The following is an 18,755-nucleotide window of genomic DNA, read 5'->3' on the forward strand; positions in this document are numbered from 1 at the left end:
CCTCGACGGCTGGCCCGCGCTCAGCCCGGCGGCCGCGCTCAGCCCGGCGGCGCGCCGTCGGCGGCCAGCTCGCGCAGCGACTCGCCGTCGAGGCGCAGCACGTCGATCTCGTCCAGCGACCGGGCCCGCAGCCGGCGGTAGAACCGCAGCGCCGGGTCGTTGGTGCGCAGCACCCACCATTCCAGCCGGGCGCAGCCCCGCGCCACGGCCAGTGCGGCCAGGTGGGCGAGCAGTGCCCGGCCGAGCCCGCCGCCGCGCTGCTCCGGCCGCACGTACAGGTCCTCAAGGTGCATGCCGGGACGGCCGAGCACGGTGCTGTAGGTGGGATAGAACAGCGCGAAGCCGACCGGCTCGTCGTCGACGGTCGCGACCACCGCCTCCGCCACCGGACGCGGCCCGAACAGCGCCCGGGCCACGTCCGCCGGCTCGGCGCTGACCTCCCCCGGGAAGTCCTCCGCCTCGGCCAACTCCACGATGAACCGGTGCAGCACGTCGACGTCGCCCGGCCCGGCCGGCCGGATCACCGCCCGGCCGCTCAGCTGCGCCCCGTCGATCATCGGTCGGCCGCCACCGCGCTGACCTCCTCGACGGTCCTGCTCACCTCGGCCCGCCGGCCGTCCCCGATCCCGGTCACGGTGATCCACCCTGCCAGACCGGCCCCGCCGCGGGCACGCCTTTTCCAGCGGCGGCCGTGCCGCCCGGCCCCGGTGTCAGGCCAGCAGCCGGTCGCGAAGCTGGGTGATCGTCTTCTCGGACACGCCGAGCCGGTCGGTCACGTAGCCGTGCACCGAGCCGTACCTCGCCCGCAGGTCGGCCAGGACGAGCTGGATGATCTCGGCCGGGGCGCGGCCGTAGCCGGGCCAGACCAGCGTGCGTCCGGGGTGGGCGGCCCGCCAGTCGGCGACCAGCCGCTCGGTGGCCAGCTCGGTCAGCGCGAAGTCCGTGGTGATCTGCTCCTCGTCGACGCCGAGCAGGGTGAGCAGCAGCGCGGCGAGCAGGCCGGTGCGGTCCTTGCCCGAGGTGCAGTGGAAGACCAGCGGCCCCTCGGCCTCGGCGATCACCTCGAGTGCCGTCCGCAGCTCGGCGGCCCCGTCCTCGGCCACCTCGGCGTAGCGGTCGGCGAGGTAGCGCCACGGGTCGACGGCCGGGTCGATGGTGGCCTGGTCGTAGGGGCGGTGCTCGATGCTGAGGTTGTGCCAGACCAGGCCGTCGTGGTGCGGCGCCCGGCCGCGGGCCTCGATCTCCCACGGGTAGCGCAGGTCGATCACCGTACGCACGCCGAGTTCCCGGAACCGGTCCACGTCCGCGCCGGCCAGCTTGCCCAGCGAGTCCGACCGGTAGAGCAGACCCCACCGCACGGTGCGGCCGTCGTCGGACCGGTAGCCGCCAAGGTCCCGGAAGTTGTGCAGCCGCTCGAAGCTGATGTGCCGTTCCACCGGCCCGACCCTATCCGCCGAGCGGCGTGGCGGACGCCCCGACCACCCGGGCGGACGCCCGCACCCGGTAGGTTGCCGGCATGGTGGACGGGACGGCCGGCATGGTCGTGCAGATCTGGACCGACGGCGCGTGCAGCGGCAACCCCGGCCCGGGCGGGTGGGGCGTGGTGCTGCGCTACGGCAACCACGAGCGGGAACTCTGCGGCGGCGAGGCGACCCCGACCACCAACAACCGGATGGAGCTGATGGCCGCCATCCAGGCGCTGGAGAGCCTGACCCGGCCGGTCGCGGTCGAGCTGCACACCGACAGCACGTACGTGCGCAACGGCATCACCAGCTGGCTCGCCTCGTGGAAGCGCAACGGCTGGCTGACCGCGGCGAAGCAGCCGGTCAAGAACGCCGACCTGTGGCAGCGGCTGGAGGCCGCGTGCGCCCGGCACCAGGTCACCTGGCTCTGGGTGAAGGGACACAACGGACACCCGGAGAACGAACGCGCGGACGCGCTGGCCAACCGGGGGATGACCGAGGCCCGCGCCGCGGCGGTGCCCGCCGCCCGCTGACACCTTCCGGCGCCGGGACGCGGGAGGAGCACCCGGCGCCGTGCCCGTTCTCCGGCGCCCGGCGCCGACCCGGCGACGGCTGTCCCCGGCGGCTGGAGCGCTGGTCCGGCGGCGGCTCTCTCCGGCGGCCGGAGCGCTGGCCGGGCGGCGGCTTTCTCCGGCGGCCGGAGCGCCGACCCGCCGGCGGCCCTTCTCCGGCATTCCGAGCACCGGCCCGGCGGCGGCACTCCTGCGCGTCGAGCGTGATGACTCTGCGGTATCAATATGACTCTGGGGTATCACGTCGGCGAGCGATCAGGTCGCCGGGCGCGACACGCCGGAGATCGGCGGCGCCGGGCGCGACACGCCGGAGATCGGCGGCGGCCGGCGGGGCATGGGCGGGCCGGCCGTGGTGACGCGGGTGGTCGAGAGGTCCGGCCGGGGCCGGTGGTCAGCGGGTCGCGTCCGGGTGGCCGGGCATGCCCGAGCCGCCGCTGCTGCTGCCGGACGCGCCGCCGGCCACGCCGGAACCGTCGTCCTCGGTCACGATGTCCGGCTTGATCTCGGTGTCGTCCGGGGCCGGGACGTCGGTGTCCGCCCCGACCTGGACCAGCCGGGCCTGGCCGACCTCGTCCTCGGCGTGCTCCGGGTCGACAGGCTGTTTGCCCTGACGTGTCCGAAATCCCACCATCGCCTCCCCGTACGTGCCGTCGGTCACCCGGCTACCCGAGGCCCTGACGCCGAAACGTCGCCCACGGGCTCCGCCGCCGGGAGTGGATCATCCGGCGGGGCGGCCAGCGACCGGCCGCGGCCGACCGCGACCGTCACGGCGACCGCCAGCGCCCCGGACACGATCAGGAAGGCGGGGGTGGTGCCGACGCGGTCGCTGACCGCGCCGCTGCTCGCGGCGCCGAGCGCGGTCCCGAGCTGACCGACGGTCTGCAACCAGCCGTACGCCTCGGCGGTGTGCGGCGCCGGCGCCGCCCGGGCCATCAGGCTGTCGGTGACGGCGAGCCACGGTGCGAGCGCGAGCCCGAAGACGGCGAGCGCCACCGCCATCTGCGGCACGGTACGCGGCCAGGGCAGCGCCACCGAGGTGACGGCCAGGGTGGCCAGCAGCGCCAGGTAGGCGCGCCGCGGGTCGGTCAGCCGGCCGCGGCGGGCGAGCACCAGGCCTCCGGCCAGGCTGCCCACCGACCAGACGGTAACCAGCAGGCCAGCCTGGTCCGGGTGCCCGGCGGCGGTGGCGAACGCCGGCACCAGCACCCACATGCCGCCCATGCACGTCGCGTAGCCGAGGTGCACGCCGAGCAGGGTGCGCACCGTGCGCCGGGCGGCCGGGCGGGCGGCCTGGCCGGGCGCCACCGCGGTGTCCCGCCGGGGCACGACGACGGCGTTGCCGACGAGGGCGAGGCTGCCGACGGCCGCGAACACCAGCATCGCCCCGGCGGGGCCGGTCAGCACGAGACTCAGGGTCACCGCGAGCGGGCCGCCGACGTAGAGGAACTCCTGGCCGACCGCGTTGACGGCGTACGCGCGGGTCAGCGCCGGAGCGGGCACCAGTCGGGGTAGCAGGGCCCGGCCGCTGCTCAGCGCGGGCGGGGTGGCCACTCCGGCGGCGGCGGCCAGGGCCACGAAGGCGGCGGGACGGGTGGTCAGTGCCAGGCCGGACAGGGCCACCAGGTGGGCGAGGCCGGAGACGAGCAGCACCACCCGGTCGCCGAACCGCGGCAGCAGCCGGCCGTAGAGGGGTGCGGTCACCGCCAGGCCGAGCCCGCAGGCGGCGCTCGCGGCGCCGGCGGTGGCGAAACTGCCGGTGTTGTGGTGGCCGAGCAGCACGACGAGCAACTGTCGCATCGCGACCGGGAGCTGGGCGAGGTTCATCAGCACGATGACGGCGACCGCCCGACCCGGTAGATTCATAACTTATGAATCTACCCGAGGGCCCGGCGGCCAATCTCCTCGGCGCGCTCGCGCTGCTGGTCAACTCCCGGGTGCGCGCCGCCGTCGCCGGCCCGGCCGGGTCCGGCGGGGCCCTCGCCGAGGCGGTCGTGGTCATCAGGGACCAGCCCGGCGTGACCGCGGAGTGGCTGGGCCAGGTGCTCGGCCTGACCCAGCCCGGCGCGGCCCACCTGGTCCGTCGCCTGGTCGACCAGGGCTGGGTGCAGCGGCGACCGGGCGCGGACGCGCGCAGTCGCGCGCTGCACCTGACACCGGCCGGCCAGCGCGCCGCCGGGGAGATCCTGCGGACCCGGCAGCAGGCGCTCGCCGAGTTGGTGGACAGACTCACCGCCGAGCAGCGCCGGCGGTTCGCGGAGATCGCCGGCGACCTGCTGCGCTGCGAGCCGGGGGACCGGCAGGAACTGGCCCGGCTGTGCCGGCTCTGCGACCGCTCCCGTTGCCCCGCCTGCCCGGTGCACGACAGCTACCGGCACGGCTCCAGCCGGACCGGTGGTCCGCAGCCCGCCGGCTGAGCAGTTCCCGGGACGGTGCGGCCGAGCAGACGGGCCGGTGCGCAGCCAGGCCCGGTCGGGGCGGGTCGCGGCGGCGTGTCGGCGCCCGCATCCAGGCCCGGTCCGGGCCGGTCGCGGCGGCGGGTCAGCGCCGTCGGGCGGTGCGTGCCGGGCGCCGGCCGGCCACCGGTCGTACCGGGGTGAGCGGCAGCCCCGACCAGTGCGCCGGCCGGGTGAGCGCGGCCGGCAGGCCGGTGTGCCGGTCACCCCGGGCCGCGTCGAGCTGCGACTGGTGCAGGAAGAGGCCGGCGGACAGGTCGGCCCCGCGCAGGTCGGCGCCGCGCAGGTCCGCGCCGGTCAGGTCGGCCAGGCGCAGGTCCACCCCGCGCAGGTCGGCCCCGATCAGCAGCGCGCCGCGCAGGTTGGCCGCGCGCAGGTCGACCCGGCGCAGGTCGGCCCCGAACAGTCGGGCGCCCCGGTGGTCGGGGCCGGGCCGGCCGCCCCGGGCGCGCACCAGGTCGCCGGTGCGCGACAGTAGCGCGTTGACCCGCCCCCGGTACGCGTCGACGTCCAGCGCGAGCAGCGTCTCCGGATCGGCGTCGGTCAGGCGCCTCGTCTCGGCCAGCGCGGCGGCCAGCTCGTCGGGCAGCGGCCGCGGCGGGCGCAGCGCCACCGCCTGGGTCAGATACCAGAGCAGTTCGTGCAGCGGCCGCATCACCGCGAAGGTGTCGAACATCCGGGCCGCGGTCTCCGGGGCCTGCCGCCAGTCCCGGCCGCCGAAGGTCACCTGGGCGACCTGCTGCCCGGCGCCGAAGCAGTCGAAGACCGTGCAGCCCGGGAAGCCGCGCTCGCGCAGCTCGGTGTGGATGCCGCAGCGGAAGTCCGACCGCAGGTTCCCGCAGGGCTGCCCGGCCGGCTTGTCGGCGGCGAAGTCGGCCGACGCGGCGAAGGCCGGCGCGACGCAGCAGAGCCCGAAGCACCGGGCGCAGTCGGCGCGCAGCTCGCCGGCCGGCGACGGGGCCTGGGCGCTTTCCGACACGCTGACCGTTCTCCTGCCGATGCTGGTTCCCGCCCGGGTGGACGGACACCGGCCATTGTCCCAGCCGGCCGCCGCCGCGGCCGGCCGCGGGTCACCGACCGTTCGGGTCGGCGCCGGCGGCGGAGCGGGGACCGGGCGGGCGGCGGTCGGGCACCAGCCGTGGCACGGCCCGGTCGCCGTCGCCGGGGCCGTACTTCTGGTCGACGAGCCGGGCCACCGCCTGTTCGTGCTCCCACAGCTCCTCGAACCGGGCGTGCGCGAACCCGCCCCACGGGCTGTCCATGTCCACCTCCAGCTGCGGGACGTTGAACGACAGCTTGCCGATCGGGAAGAACGAGATGAGCGCGTGCCCGTCCCACTGGTAGAGCTGAGGTGTCGGGCGGCGCGGCGCCCGCCCGCCGGCGGACGCCGCGCCGAGGCGTGGGTCAGAAGGCGAAGAGCGAGCCGGTCTCGCGCAGCATCGCGCAGCGGTTGCCGAAGGTCTTCGCCCAGGACACCGGCCGGTCCTGCCAGAAGCCGAAGGCGCGGGCGGTGACCGGCGCGTACTCCAGGGTGCACGGGCCCGGTTCGGGGGTCATCGCGGTGAGGTCGCCGTCCACGGCCGCCACGGCCCGGCAGGCGGCCATGGCCTCCGGGTGCGTCCCGCCGGCCGGCTCGCAGCGCAGCGCGGTGGCCCGCGGTTCGCCGTGGACGTGCGGCAGGACGGTCAGCAGCAGCACCGAGGTGGGCCGGTCGGCGGCGTGCGCGGCGCGGGGGGTGGTCGCCGCCGTGAGCGCGCCGGTGGCCAGGACGGTCACCGCGAACAGGGCGGTGACCCGCTGGACGAAGGGCATGGTGTGTCCTTCCGGTCGGGGCCCCGGGTGGGGGCCGGTGTCGGCCCGGCCGTCGTGTGACCGGGCCGCCGACCACGCTAAGTGGACACTGTGAACCGCGAGCGTCACCAACTGTTACGAGGGTTCGACCCGCCGCCAGTCGTCCGAGGTGAGCGCCGCCGCCTGCGGCCCCATCATCAGCATGCCGCCGTCGACCGGCCAGGACGCCCCGGTGACGTACGCGGCGGCGGGGGAGGCCAGCAGCGCGACCACCGCGGCCACCTCGCGGGCGTCGCCCGGCCGTCCGACCGGCACACCCGGGCGCTGCTGGGTGAACGGGTCGACGTCCTCCTGACCGGTCATCGGGGTGGCGATCTCACCGGGAGCGACCGCGTTCACGGTGATGCCGTCGGCGGCCAGTTCCTGCGCCATCACCTTGGTGAGCAGCCCCAGCCCGCCCTTCGCCGCGCAGTACGCGGCCGAGCCCACCCGCGGCGCGTGCTCGTGCACGCTGGTGATGTTGATGATCCGGCCGCCGGTGCCGTCCGCCCGCATCCGCCGCGCGGCCCGCTGTGAACAGAGGAACGGCCCGTCCAGGTCGATCGAGAGCACCTCGCGCCACTGCTCCCAGCCGGTGTCGACGAACGGGACGGCGGTGCCGGTGCCGGCGTTGTTGACCAGCACCCCGATCCCGCCCAGCCGGTCGGCGAGCTCGTCGATCACGGCGTCGGCCCCGGGCAGCCGGGTCAGGTCCAGCTCCGCGACCTCGCAGCGGCGCCCGGTGGTGCGGACCTCGGTGGTGGTCCGGTCGGCCCCCTCGGGGTCGCCGTACCAGGTGATGCCGATGTCGAAGCCGGCCTCGGCGAGGGCGACCGCGCAGGCCTTCCCGATGCCGGAATCCGCGCCGGTGACGATGGCGATCCTCGGATAGTTCTCGTAGCGCGCTGGCATGCCCGCGCATTACCCGTCACATGCGAATACAACCATCCGTCGACGTCGGTCCATGCAGGGGATTGTCGGCGACCGATCACTTCTGACATCCTCCAGCGTGGACGCTGCCAGCGACGGTCGCCAATCCGGCCGCCGCGCTGCGGCGACGCGTTCTCGTGCCGGAGGGACCCCCGTGAAACGCAGACGTCGCCATCTCCTCGCAGGACTAGCGGTCGCCGCCCTCGTGGCGACGACGGGTGCCGCGGGCATCCATTTCACCGGTGCCGAGGTGCCGGCCGCCGCGGCGGTGGGCGACGGCGAGATGCCGGGCGCCACCGGCGCCCACCTCGACCGGTTGCGCCAGGCGGTGCCCGGCAGCGACGGCATGTCGCCCGAGGGGCCTGGCAACGCCGCCCAGCAGGAGTTCCTCGAGCGCGCCTACCCGGCCGACTCGATCAGCATCGCCCAGGTCGACCGCTCCAAGGCCGCCTACGCGGCCGCCGAGCGGCGCCTGCGCGGCACCCAGCGGTGGACCAACGTCGGCCCCAGCGAGGCGCTGTACCCGTTCACCGAGTACCGCGACGCCTTCAACTACGTGCCCAACGAGTACGTCGCGGGCGGCCGGGTCACCTCCATCGACATCGCCCCGGACTGCAACGCGCTGCTCTGCCGGGCCTACGTCACTCCGGCCGGCGGCGGCGTCTGGGGCACCCTGAACGTCCTCGCCCCGCAGCCGAAGTGGTTCTACCTCGGCGGGCCACTCGGCATCAACGCCGCCGGCTCGGTGAAGATCGACCGCAACGACAAGACCGGCCTGACCATCTACGTCGGCACCGGCGAGGCGAACACCTGCGCCTCCGGCTGCGTGGCCGGCGTCGGGCTCTACAAGTCGACCAACGGCGGCCTGACCTGGCAGGGCCCGCTGGGCAAGGACGTGCTGGCCGGTAAGGGCATCGGCGAGATCACCATCAAGCCGGGCGACCCGAAGACGCTCTACGTCGCCACCACCACCGCGCTGCGCGGCATGTCCAGCTCCTGCTGCACCGGTGTCACCCGCCCGGTGCCCGACGCCGCCAAGTGGGGCCTGTACAAGTCCACCGACGGCGGCAAGAACTGGCGGTTCCTCCACAACGGCTCGGCCGACGCGACCCAGTGCACCGGCAGCGCCGCGGAGTACAACAACACCGCCGCCTGCTCGCCGCGCGGGGTGCGCTACGTCAAGCTCGACCCGAAGAACTCCGACATTGTCTACGCCTCGTCGTACGCCCGCGGGGTCTGGCGCTCGGCGGACGCCGGCGCGACCTGGACGCAGATCAAGCCCTCCCTCAACGCCGCGGTCTTCCAGACCCGGGCCGCGATCGACGTGACCGCGCTCCCGAACGGCAAGACCCGGATGTACGTCTACGAGGGCAACATCGGCAACCCGTACTCCCGGCTGTTCCGCAGCGACGACGTGGCCGCCGGCGCCCCGGCGTTCGCCGACCTGACCAGCGCCAACCCGGCCGACCCGGGCTTCGCCACCTACAACCAGTGCACCGGCCAGTGCTGGTACGACGTGTTCGTGCACACCCCGCCGGGGCACCCGGACATCGTCTACACCGGCGGTTCCTACGTCTACGGCGAGACCGTCGCCCACAAGCGGGCCGTCGTCCTCTCCACCGACGCCGGGGTCAGCGGCACCGACATGACCTACGACGGCACCGACGAGCTGCACCCGAACGGCCTGCACCCCGACCAGCACGCGCTGATCACCAACCCGCGCAACCCGTACCAGTTCTTCGAGACCAACGACGGCGGCGTGATGCGCTCCAGCGGCCAGTTCGTCGACCGCTCGGCCTGGTGCGACAACCCGGCCCGCAACCTGACCACGCAGGCGCAGAAGGACCGCTGCCGGCAGATGCTGTCGAAGATTCCCTCGAAGCTGGAGGGCATCAACACGGGCATGAACACCCTGCAGTTCATCAGCCTCTCGGTCAGCCCGCACGACCACCGGCTGCTCCAGGGCGGCACCCAGGACAACGGCACCTGGGAGAACAAGGGCCAGCGCGCCCGCTGGGTCAACACGATGATCGGTGACGGCGGTGCCTCCGGCTTCGACGTCGGCAAGCCGGAGTTCCGGTTCCACAACTTCTATGACGTGACGCCGGAGGTGAACTTCAACAACGGCGACATCGGCAGCTGGATCTCCGTCTACGACGGGGTCTTCGGCCAGCCGGGCAACCTGTTCTACGCCCCGGTGATCAGCGACCCCAAGGTCAGCGGCACCATGTTCGCCGGCACCGCGCGCTCGGTCTACCGCACCAAGACCTTCGGTCTGGGCAACCGGACGCTGGAGGAGGCCAACCGGATCTGCAACAGCTGGACCGGCACCTTCGAGGCCCGGTGCGGCGACTGGGAGCAGCTCGGCACGGTCGCGCTGACCGACGCCGCCTGGGGCGACCGGGCCGGCGGGGCCGTCTCGGTGGTCCAGCGGGTCGACACCGACTCCTCCACCGCGTACGCGGCGACCAGCACGGGCCGGGTGTTCGTCACCCGCAACGCCGACGCCGAGCCGGCCGCCGCGGTGACCTGGACCCGGATCGACACCCCGACCACCCCGAACCGCTTCGTGACCAGCATCCACGTCGACCCGGCCGACCCGGCCCGGGCGTGGATCTCCTACAGCGGCTTCAACTCGAACACCCCGGCCACCCTCGGGCACGCGTTCGAGGTACGGCTGACCGGCACCGGGGCGACCTGGGCCGACCGGTCGTACGACTTCGGCGACCAGCCGATCACCGACCTGGTCCGCGACGACGTCACCGGCGACCTGTACGCGGCCACCGACTTCGGTGTGCTGCGGCTGGCCAAGGGGACGACGAGCTGGGTCAAGGCGGCCGGCGGGATGCCGAACGTGGAGGTCGCCGGGCTCACCATCGTGCCGGGCAAGCGGATCCTCTACGCCGCCTCGCACGGGCTCGGCGCCTGGAAGCTCCCGCTGAGGTAGGCGCAGATCGGCACCAACCGGGTGAGGGGCCGCGCGAGCGGCCCCTCACCGCTGCCCGAGCGGGCCGCGCGCGTCTGGCGCACCCTCGGCGCGGCCTTCGTCCTCCTCGTCTTCGTCCCGCCGCTGCTGCTGCTGGTCTCCGGCTCGCTCACCGAGCCCGGCCTGCCGCCCTCGCCGACGCCGCGACTGCTGCCCGAGCCGGTCTCCACCACCGGCTACCAGCAGGCCGTGGAGCTGGGCGGGCTGCTGCGCGCGTCGCTGAACTCGGTGCTGGTGGCGGTCGTCGCCGTGCCGCTGAGCGTGCTGGTCGCCGCGCTCGCCGGCTTCGCGCTGGCCCGGCTCGCCCCGCGCACCACCGCCACCGTGGTCGCGGCCTCGCTGGTCGCGCTGATGGTGCCGGCCACCGCGCTGCTGGTGCCCCGGTTCGCGATCTTCCGGATGCTCGGGTTGACCGATACCCTGGTGCCGTTGATCGCGCCGGCCCTGGTGGGCACCTCACCGCTCTACGTCCTGGTCTACTACCTGGCCTTCCGGGCGCTGCCGGCCGACCTCTACGACGCCTGCCTGGTGGAGGACCTCTCCCCGATGCGCATCTGGTGGCGGGTCGCCCTCCCGCTGGTCCGCCCGGTCACCGCCACGCTCACCGCGCTCACCTTCGTGCTCACCTGGTCGAACTTCCTCGACCCGCTGGTCTACGTCTACGACCGCGACCTGTTCACCCTGCCGCTGGCGCTGCGTTCGCTGTCGGTGCTGGATCCGACGAACTTCCCGGTCTTCCTGGCCGGGGCGGTGCTCGCCACGGTGCCGGCGCTGGCCGTGTTCGTGCTCGCCCAGCGGCGCTTCCTCCACCACGACGACCCGACGGGACGGAACCGATGAGACCGAAGGCCCTGCTGGCACTGCTGCTCTCCGCCGTGCTCCTGACCACCGGTTGTGGTTCCGGGTCCGGCTCGTCCACCGACGGTCCGGTGCGGCTGCTGGTCTTCGGCGCCCCGGAGGAACTGGCCGCGTACCGCACCCTCATCGAGGCGTACCAGAAGGCCCGGCCCGGGGCCGAGGTGCAGCTGATCGAGGCCAGCGACCGCAAGGACCTGCTGGCCCGGCTGGCCACCTCGGTGGCCGGCGGCGCGCCGCCGGACCTGTTCCTGATGAACTACCGCTTCTACGGCCAGTTCGCGGCCAAGGACGTCGTCGAGCCGCTGGACGAGCGGATCGCCGCCTCCGACGCCGTCGACCCGGCCGACTACTACCCGGTCGCGATGGACGCGTTCAAGTGGAACGGCAGGCAGCTCTGCCTGCCGCAGAACGTCTCCAGCCTGGCCGTCTACTACAACCGCACGCTCTTCCAGAAGTACGGCGTGCCCGAGCCGAAGCCCGGCTGGACCTGGAACGACCTGGTCGGCACCGCCACCGCGATGACCCGCGACGCCCGCGGCGTGGTGGTCAAGGCGACCGAGAGCGAGGGCGCCGCGCTGCGCCCGGCCGTGCACGGGCTCGGCGTCGAGCCGTCCATCATCCGGCTCGCCCCGTTCGTCTGGTCCAACGGCGCCGAGATCGTCGACGACCCGGCGAAGCCGACCCGGCTGACGCTGGACACCCCGGCGGCCCGGGAGGCGCTGAAGAACCTGGTCGACCTGCGGCTGGCGTACGGGGTGGTGCCGACCGACGAGGAGGTGGAGGCGGAGGACGACGAGTCGCGGTTCGCCAACGGCCGGCTCGCCATGCTGATGAGTTCCCGCCGGTCCACCACCACGTTCCGGTCGATCACCGACTTCGAGTGGGACGTCGCCCCGCTGCCGGTCTACCGGGAACAGGTCGGGGTGCTGCACTCCGACGCGTACTGCATGACCCGGGGGGCCAGGCGCAAGGACGCGGCCTGGCGGTTCCTGGAGTACGCCATCGCCGAGGAGGGCCAGCGGATCGTCGCGGCGACCGGCCGCACCGTGCCGTCGCACATCGGGGTGTCGCAGTCCCCGGCGTTCCTCGGCCCGGCCCAGCCGCCGCGCAGCGCCAAGGTCTTCCTCGACGCCATCCCCACCGTGCGGGCGCTGCCCACCGTCTCCACCTGGCCGGAGATCGAGGACGTCACGTACGGGATCCTGGAGAACGCGATGCACCGCGGCGACCGGCTCGACGACGTGATCCGCGACCTCGACCAGCAGACCCGGCCGCTGTTCGCCCGTGGGGAGCACGGGTGAGCGAACCGGGGCTCGCCCTCGACGGCGTCAGCGCCGCCTACCGGTCCGCGACGGTGCTGCACGAGGTCGACCTGGCGGTGGCCCGCGGCGAGCTGCTCGTCGTGCTCGGCCCCTCCGGAGCGGGCAAGTCGACCGTGCTGCGGGTGGTGGCCGGGCTGGAGCCGGTCACCGCCGGTCGGGTCCGGATCGCCGGCCGGGACGTCACCGGCGACCGCCCCGGCCTGCGCAACGTGTCCATGGTCTTCCAGTCGTACGCGCTCTTCCCGCACCTGAGCGTGGCGGAGAACATCGCCTTCGGGCTGGAGGTGCGGGACACGCCCCGGGCGGTGGCCCGGGAGCGGGCCCGTGCCGCCGCCGAGTCGGTGGGCTGCGCCGGGCTGCTCGACCGCCGCCCCGGGCAGCTCTCCGGCGGCGAGCGGCAGCGGGTGGCGCTGGCCCGGGCGCTGGTGCGGGAGCCGGACGTGTTCCTGCTCGACGAGCCGCTGTCCAACCTCGACCTCGCGCTGCGGGTGGAGATGCGCGCCGAGCTGCGCGCCCTGCACGACCGGCTGGGCGCCACCATGGTGCACGTCACCCACGACCAGACCGAGGCGCTGGTGCTGGCCGACCGGATCGCCGTGCTGCGGGACGGCCGGATCGAGCAGGTCGGCACCCCCGACGAGATCTGGCGCACCCCGGCGAGCACCTTCGTGGCCCGCTTCGTCGGCTCGCCGGCGATGAACCTGCTCCCCGCTGCCGGGCCGCTGCGGCCCACCGGCACCCCGCCGGCCGGGGCGCCGGTCACCGAGCCCGGCCGGCTCGACCTCGGCTTCCGGCCGGAGGCGGTCACCGTGGCCGGCCCCGACGCCGACGGCACGCCGGCCACCGTGGACCGGGTGGACGTGGTCGGCGAGGACGCGTACGCGTACCTGCGGCTCGCCGGCGGGGAGCCGGTGGTCGCCCGGGTGCCGGCGGCCCGCCGGCCGGACCGGGGCGCGGCGGTACGCATCGCGGTCCGCTGGGCCGACGTGCACGTCTTCCACGCCGGTCCCGGGCGACGGTTCACCCCGTCATGAGGCCGGACACCCGCTCCCGCCGGCAGTTGGCGCTGATGCTGGCGCCGTACCTGGTCGGCCTGGTCGGGCTGGTGCTGCTGCCCGCCGTGGTGACCCTGGCGCTCGCCTTCACCGAGTACGACCTGCTGCGCCCGCCGACCTGGGTGGGGCTGGACAATCTCACCGCCCTGTTCGACGACCCGGTCTTCCGGGTGTCGCTGACCAACTCGCTGGTGTTCGGGTTGGTGGCCGTACCCCTACGGGTGCTCCTCGCGCTCGGCCTGGCGCTGCTGCTGCACCGCCGCGCGTTCGGCGTCGGCAGCGCCCGCACCGCGGCGGTGCTGCCCACCGCGGTGCCGGAGATCGCCTACGGCCTGCTCTGGCTCTGGCTGCTCAACCCGCTGTACGGGCCGATCAACCAGTTGCTGCGCACCGGCGGGGAGAACGGGCTCACGGCGCTCGGGCGCACCCCGCCGCAGTGGCTCACCGACCCCACCGACGCCCGCGCGGCGATCATCCTGCTGAGCCTGTTCACCATGGGGGAGACCTTCGTGGTGCTGCTCGCCGCGCGGCGCGCGCTGCCCCGCGACGTGTACGAGATGGCCGCCATCGAGGACGCCACCGGCTGGGACGTGTTCCGGCGGATCACCCTGCCGCTGATGGCGCCGGTGCTGGCCCTGCTGGCGGTGCGTGACCTCATCCAGAGCCTGCACTTCTCGTTCGTGCCGGCGTTCGTGGTCACCGACGGCGGTCCGCCGCCGTACGCCACCACGTACCTTTCGCTGTTCGTCTACCGCAACGCCTTCGAGTACCTGCGGTACGGCTACGCGGCCGCGGCGACGCTGGTGATGATCCTGCTGACCGTGGCGGCGGTGCTCGTGCAGTGGCGGCTGATCCGCCGCTACCGCGCGTTCTACGGCGTCTGAGGAACCCGGCGGCCGGCCGGACCGTCCCAGCTGACGGAGGTGTCATGTCATGCGCAGAGCATCGGTGCTGCTCACCGCGATCGGTCTGGTCTGGACGATGACCGCCTGCGCCACCGGCGACCCACCCGAGCCGGCGTCCACCGGCCAGCCGCCGACCGCACCCCCGCCGTCCGCGACCGGCCCGTCGGCCGCGACGCCGCCCCCGCCGGGCGGTGGCGAGGTGCCCGGGCCGCTGCCCTGGGGTGGCCGGACGCTGACCGGGACGGTGGAGCGCGTCGGCGACTGCACCATGCTGCTGGTGGGTGCCCGGCGTTTCGCCCTCACCGGGGAGGTCGCGGCCAGCCTGAGCCCGGGCGCCCGGGTGACCGTGCACGGCGCGCTGACCGCGCGCCCCGCCGACTGCGGTGAGCGGGACCTGGCGCAGACCATGGCCGTGAACCGGGTGGAGCCGGTCTGATCCGGTGGTCAGGCCGGCGCGGGCAGGTGTAGGGCGGCCCGGCGCGGGTAGCCGCGGGGAATGGAGCTGGTGGAGGAGTCGCCGTACCGGTTCCGGATCGACCGGCACGACCCCATGCGGGTACCGGGCGTGGTCTTCGCGTCCCGCTCGCTGCTGCCGGACGCCGGGGCGGACAAGTCGCTGGACCAGGTGGCGAACGTGGCCACCCTGCCCGGCATCGTCGGCGCCTCGTACGCCATGCCCGACGTGCACTGGGGCTACGGCTTCCCGATCGGCGGGGTCGCCGCCACCGACGTCGAGGCCGGCGGCGTGGTCTCCCCGGGCGGGGTGGGCTTCGACATCTCCTGCGGCGTCCGGTTGCTCGCCGCCGACCTGGACCGCGCCGAGCTGGGCGCCCGGCTGGAGACGCTGATGGACGGGCTGGGCGCGGTGACCCCGCGCGGCATGGGCAAGGGCGCGGTGTGGCACCTGTCCAAGCAGTCGGAGCTGGACGCGGTGCTGCGCGGCGGCTCCCGGTACGCGGTGGAGCGGGGGTTCGGCGTCGAGCGGGACCTGGCCCGCTGCGAGGACTACGGCGCGGTGGACGACGCCAACCCGGCCGAGGTGAGTGAACGGGCGGTGGAGCGCGGCGCGCGCCAGGTCGGCAGCCTCGGCTCCGGCAACCACTTCCTGGAGGTGCAGGCCGTCGAGGAGGTGTACGACGACCGCGTCGCCACCGCGTTCGGGCTGCGACCGGGCCAGGTGTGCGTGATGATCCACTGCGGGTCGCGGGGGCTGGGCCACCAGATCTGCACCGACTACGTCCGCAGGATGGAGAAGGTGATGGCCCGGTACGGCATCCACGTGCCGGACCGGCAGCTGGCCTGCGCGCCGGTGGACTCGCACGAGGGCCGCGCCTACCTGGGCGCGATGGCGGCCGCCGCGAACTACGCCCGGGCCAACCGGCAGCTGCTGGCCGACGCCGCCGGCAAGGTCTTCAAGCGGGAGACCGGCCACGGCCTCGATCTGGTCTACGACATCTCGCACAACCTCGCCAAGATCGAGACGCACGGGGTGGACGGCGGGCAGCGCAGTCTCTGCGTCCACCGCAAGGGCGCCACCCGGGCGTTGCCGCCGGGTCACCCGGACCTGCCCGACGACCTGCGGGACGTGGGGCAGCCGGTGCTGATCCCCGGCTCGATGGGCACCGGCTCGTACGTGCTCACCGGGGTGCCCGGCGCGCCCGCCTTCGCCTCCACCTGCCACGGCGCCGGCCGGGTGCAGAGCCGCAAGCAGGCGGTCAAGGCCGAGAAGGGGATGGACCCGCGCCGCCAGCTGGAGGCCCAGGACATCGTGGTGCGCGGCGCGTCCCGGCGGGGCCTGGCCGAGGAGATGCCGGCGGCGTACAAGGACATCTCGGCGGTGATCGAGGCGGCCGAGGGGGCCGGGCTGTGCCGGAAGGTGGCCCGGCTGGTGCCGATCGGCGTGGTGAAGGGCTGACCGCGCGCGTCGCCGGCGGGCGCTGAGCGGGCTCAGACGTCCAGGGTCACCGCACAGGACCAGCCGCCCTCGTCGCCGCGGCCGAAGCGCAGCTCGTGCAGGGCGACCGCCTTCGGCACCGCGCCGACCAGCTCGACCGCCTCGGTGTCGGTGGTCCGCCAGCGCACCAGCAGGCCGCCGGCGCCGTCGCCGGTCACCTCGGTGCTCAGCGGCAGCTCGCCCTCGGTCTCCATCCGGAAGATCACCTCGTCCAGGACGCTCACCAGCAGGTCCTCGTCGTCGCCGGCAGGCGCCCGGAACTCCCGTTCGGCTTCGGGCCGGGCCGCGCCGGGGTCGGTGAACGTGTCGACCAGGGCGGTCACCGCCTCGGCCACGCACGCCTCCCGGGTGGGCGCCCATGCCTCGATCCGTACGTCGGCGGTGTGCGGCACGCACCGGTGCCCCCGTTCCGCTCGTCGCTCCATGCCCCGATCATGCGCTTCCGCGCCAGGCGGCGGGGCGGTTGTCGGGAGCGGCCCGGAACCGGGTCCGGGGGAACCCGGAGCGGGCCCGGAAACCGGCCGGATCCGCTGGGCGTCGCCCGGATATGCAGTCACGCTACAGGTACTGAATCTACAGGAGGTGCGTGTGGTGGCCGGACGACGATCCCTGGCCCGGGTGGCCATCGGCGTGCTCGCCGTCGTGCTCGTCATCTGCTGCGGCGGGGTGGCCGTCGGCGGCTGGGCGCTCGCCCGTGGCGGCACCGACACCGTCGGTCGGGTGGACTTCGTCCGCCCGCTCGCGGTGCCGCCGCTGGCCGAGTCCCGGATCGACGAGCGGGGGCGGCGGGTGTTCGACCTGCTCGCCCGGGACGGCGAGCGGGATTTCCGCGGCGACGGGCGGCTGACCCGCACCGCCGGCTTCGACGGCGACTTCCTCGGCCCCACCCTGCGGGCGAAGCGGGGGGAGCAGGTCGTGGTCAACGTGGTGAACCGGCTCGCCGAGGCGACCAGCGTGCACTGGCACGGCACGCACCTGCCGGCCCGGATGGACGGCGGGCCGCACCAGATGATCCGCCCGGGGGCAACGTGGTCGCCGACCTGGACGGTGAACCAGCCGGCCGCCACCCTCTGGTACCACCCGCACCCGCACGGGGCGACCGAGGAACACGTCTACCGCGGGCTCGCCGGGATGTTCATCGTCGACGACGAGCGGGCGGCCGCCCTGCCGCTGCCCCGCGACTACGGCGTGGACGACATCCCGGTGATCGTGCAGGACCGAAACTTCTCCCGCAGCGGCGAGTTCAAGACGACCCGCAACGCCATCGCCGGCATCGGGGTCCTCGGCGACACCCTGCTGGTCAACGGCACCGTCGGGCCCTACCTGGACGTGCGGACCGAGCGGGTGCGGCTGCGCCTGCTCAACGGCTCGACGGCCCGCACGTACGACTTCGGCCTGGCCGACGACCGGCCCTTCGCGCTGATCGGCAGCGACGGCGGGCTGCTGCCGCGCGCCGCCCGGGTCGACCGGGTGCAGCTGTCTCCCGGCGAGCGCGCCGAGATCGTGGTGGACGTCCGGCCGGGGGAGCGGGTCACCCTGCGCAGCACCCCGCCCGAACTGGGCGCGGGCGCCCTGGCCGACCGCTTCGCCGGCGGCGCGGACCGCTTCGACGTGCTGCAACTGCGGGCAGCCGACACGCTCGCGGCGTCGCCGCCGGTGCCGGCGGCGCTGGTGCCGACCGACCGGCTGGATCCGGCCGACGCGGCGCAGACCCGCCGGTTCACCCTCACCGGCCGCAGCGTCAACGGGCGCAAGATGGAACTGGACCGGATCGACGAGACGGTGACCCGGGGCAGCACCGAGGTCTGGGAGGTGACCAACCGGGACGGCACCCCGCACAACTTCCACGTGCACGACGTGCAGTTCCAGGTGCTCTCGGTCGGCGGCTCGGCCCCGCCGCCCGCGCTGAGCGGCTGGAAGGACACCGTCTACCTGGCGCCCGACCGGCCGGTACGACTGATCATGCGGTTCACCGACCACAGTGACCCGAACGTGCCGTACATGTACCACTGCCACCTGCTGTACCACGAGGACGCGGGCATGATGGGCCAGTTCGTGGTGGTGGAACCGGGCCAGCGCGCCGGCCGCCCACCCCGGGCGGGCGACCACGGCGGCCACGACTGACGGCCACCCGCGTGGTGACCGGCGTCCCGGTGACCGGCGGCCCGGTCACCGGCGGTCGGATGACGGCGGTCGGATCACCGGCGGTCGGGTCGCCGCCCTCCGGGGGCGGGCGGCGCGGACCCGGCCGGGCGCCCGTGGCGGCCTGTCGAGCTGCCCCATCTGTAGGACCAACCGGCACCGGGCCACCCGGCCCGACCCCGGCGCGAGGCGCGACATCCGCGTGCCCCGTCCGTGCGGGCAGCTCGACAGGGCGCGCAGGAGCCGAGCGTCACCGCCGCAGGCGCGTCACGGTGACCCGTCTGT

Annotated in this window: 19 protein-coding genes; 10 read left to right on the forward strand and 9 right to left on the reverse strand. The window is 74.5% G+C overall.

Annotated elements, in window-relative coordinates; all coding sequences use genetic code 11:
• Positions 1-38 precede the first annotated feature (38 nt).
• Both AC1WTP_RS20365 and AC1WTP_RS20370 read right to left on the reverse strand, forming a co-directional pair.
• Positions 39-557, reverse strand: coding sequence for an N-acetyltransferase family protein (locus tag AC1WTP_RS20365; RefSeq protein WP_481650845.1), 519 nt, complete (start codon positions 555-557; stop codon positions 39-41).
• Positions 558-710: 153 nt separating this feature from the next.
• A complete protein-coding gene (locus AC1WTP_RS20370; protein ID WP_481650846.1) occupies positions 711-1,436 on the reverse strand; it encodes a tyrosine-protein phosphatase in 726 nt (241 codons plus the stop codon).
• A gap of 80 nt (positions 1,437-1,516) precedes the next feature.
• On the opposite strand from AC1WTP_RS20370, the gene rnhA reads away from it, so the two are divergent.
• Complete coding sequence (rnhA, locus tag AC1WTP_RS20375; protein ID WP_481650847.1) at positions 1,517-1,996, forward strand: ribonuclease HI; 480 nt, start codon at positions 1,517-1,519, stop codon at positions 1,994-1,996.
• Positions 1,997-2,426: 430 nt separating this feature from the next.
• Here rnhA and AC1WTP_RS20380 read toward each other — a convergent pair whose 3' ends face one another.
• Positions 2,427-2,693: a preprotein translocase YidC gene (locus tag AC1WTP_RS20380; RefSeq protein WP_481650848.1), complete on the reverse strand. Its 267-nt coding sequence runs from the start codon at positions 2,691-2,693 to the stop codon at positions 2,427-2,429.
• The gene (locus tag AC1WTP_RS20385; protein ID WP_481650849.1) at positions 2,690-3,898 is read right to left on the reverse strand and encodes an MFS transporter; all 1,209 of its coding nucleotides are present in this window, start codon (positions 3,896-3,898) and stop codon (positions 2,690-2,692) included. Before AC1WTP_RS20385 ends, AC1WTP_RS20380 begins: the two co-directional genes overlap by 4 nt.
• Positions 3,899-3,903: 5 nt before the next feature.
• On the opposite strand from AC1WTP_RS20385, the gene AC1WTP_RS20390 reads away from it, so the two are divergent.
• Positions 3,904-4,449: a MarR family winged helix-turn-helix transcriptional regulator gene (locus AC1WTP_RS20390; protein WP_481650850.1), complete on the forward strand. Its 546-nt coding sequence runs from the start codon at positions 3,904-3,906 to the stop codon at positions 4,447-4,449.
• Positions 4,450-4,573: 124 nt separating this feature from the next.
• Here AC1WTP_RS20390 and AC1WTP_RS20395 read toward each other — a convergent pair whose 3' ends face one another.
• From AC1WTP_RS20395 to AC1WTP_RS20410, 4 genes are all read right to left on the reverse strand, one after another.
• Positions 4,574-5,467: a pentapeptide repeat-containing protein gene (locus tag AC1WTP_RS20395; protein WP_481650851.1), complete on the reverse strand. Its 894-nt coding sequence runs from the start codon at positions 5,465-5,467 to the stop codon at positions 4,574-4,576.
• Between the two features lie 91 nt (positions 5,468-5,558).
• On the reverse strand, positions 5,559-5,750 hold the full coding sequence (locus tag AC1WTP_RS20400; RefSeq protein ID WP_481650852.1) for a hypothetical protein: 192 nt from the start codon (positions 5,748-5,750) through the stop codon (positions 5,559-5,561).
• A gap of 142 nt (positions 5,751-5,892) precedes the next feature.
• Positions 5,893-6,300 carry an SSI family serine proteinase inhibitor gene (locus AC1WTP_RS20405; RefSeq protein ID WP_481650853.1) on the reverse strand — a complete coding sequence of 136 codons (408 nt, stop codon included), beginning with the start codon at positions 6,298-6,300 and terminating at the stop codon, positions 5,893-5,895.
• A 114-nt stretch (positions 6,301-6,414) separates the two neighbouring features.
• On the reverse strand, positions 6,415-7,230 hold the full coding sequence (locus AC1WTP_RS20410) for an SDR family oxidoreductase (protein WP_481650854.1): 816 nt from the start codon (positions 7,228-7,230) through the stop codon (positions 6,415-6,417).
• Between the two features lie 172 nt (positions 7,231-7,402).
• On the opposite strand from AC1WTP_RS20410, the gene AC1WTP_RS20415 reads away from it, so the two are divergent.
• The 7 genes from AC1WTP_RS20415 to AC1WTP_RS20445 are packed head-to-tail and all read left to right on the forward strand — an operon-like array spanning position 7,403 to position 16,289.
• Positions 7,403-10,195 (forward strand): exo-alpha-sialidase, encoded by a 2,793-nt coding sequence (locus AC1WTP_RS20415; RefSeq protein WP_481650855.1) that lies wholly within the window; start codon positions 7,403-7,405, stop codon positions 10,193-10,195.
• A 21-nt stretch (positions 10,196-10,216) separates the two neighbouring features.
• Entirely contained in the window at positions 10,217-11,074 is an 858-nt protein-coding gene (locus AC1WTP_RS20420; protein WP_481650856.1) for a carbohydrate ABC transporter permease, read from the forward strand.
• Positions 11,071-12,393 carry an ABC transporter substrate-binding protein gene (locus tag AC1WTP_RS20425; RefSeq protein WP_481650857.1) on the forward strand — a complete coding sequence of 441 codons (1,323 nt, stop codon included), beginning with the start codon at positions 11,071-11,073 and terminating at the stop codon, positions 12,391-12,393. Before AC1WTP_RS20420 ends, AC1WTP_RS20425 begins: the two co-directional genes overlap by 4 nt.
• Entirely contained in the window at positions 12,390-13,448 is a 1,059-nt protein-coding gene (locus tag AC1WTP_RS20430; protein ID WP_481650858.1) for an ABC transporter ATP-binding protein, read from the forward strand. The genes AC1WTP_RS20425 and AC1WTP_RS20430 overlap by 4 nt, the downstream gene beginning before the upstream one ends.
• 35 nt (positions 13,449-13,483) lie before the next feature.
• Positions 13,484-14,353 (forward strand): carbohydrate ABC transporter permease, encoded by an 870-nt coding sequence (locus AC1WTP_RS20435; protein ID WP_481650904.1) that lies wholly within the window; start codon positions 13,484-13,486, stop codon positions 14,351-14,353.
• 49 nt (positions 14,354-14,402) lie between these two features.
• Entirely contained in the window at positions 14,403-14,810 is a 408-nt protein-coding gene (locus tag AC1WTP_RS20440) for a hypothetical protein (RefSeq protein ID WP_481650859.1), read from the forward strand.
• Between the two features lie 60 nt (positions 14,811-14,870).
• Entirely contained in the window at positions 14,871-16,289 is a 1,419-nt protein-coding gene (locus AC1WTP_RS20445) for an RtcB family protein (protein WP_481650860.1), read from the forward strand.
• A gap of 32 nt (positions 16,290-16,321) precedes the next feature.
• On the opposite strand, the gene AC1WTP_RS20450 is transcribed toward AC1WTP_RS20445, so the two are convergent.
• Positions 16,322-16,753, reverse strand: coding sequence for an archease (locus tag AC1WTP_RS20450; protein WP_481650861.1), 432 nt, complete (start codon positions 16,751-16,753; stop codon positions 16,322-16,324).
• Positions 16,754-16,919: 166 nt separating this feature from the next.
• Between AC1WTP_RS20450 and AC1WTP_RS20455 the strand changes: the two genes are divergently transcribed.
• Positions 16,920-18,452, forward strand: a complete 1,533-nt coding sequence (locus AC1WTP_RS20455; RefSeq protein ID WP_481650862.1) for a multicopper oxidase family protein — start codon at positions 16,920-16,922, stop codon at positions 18,450-18,452.
• The last annotated feature ends 303 nt before the right edge of the window (positions 18,453-18,755 follow it).

Source organism: Micromonospora sp. R311 (assembly GCF_056780015.1).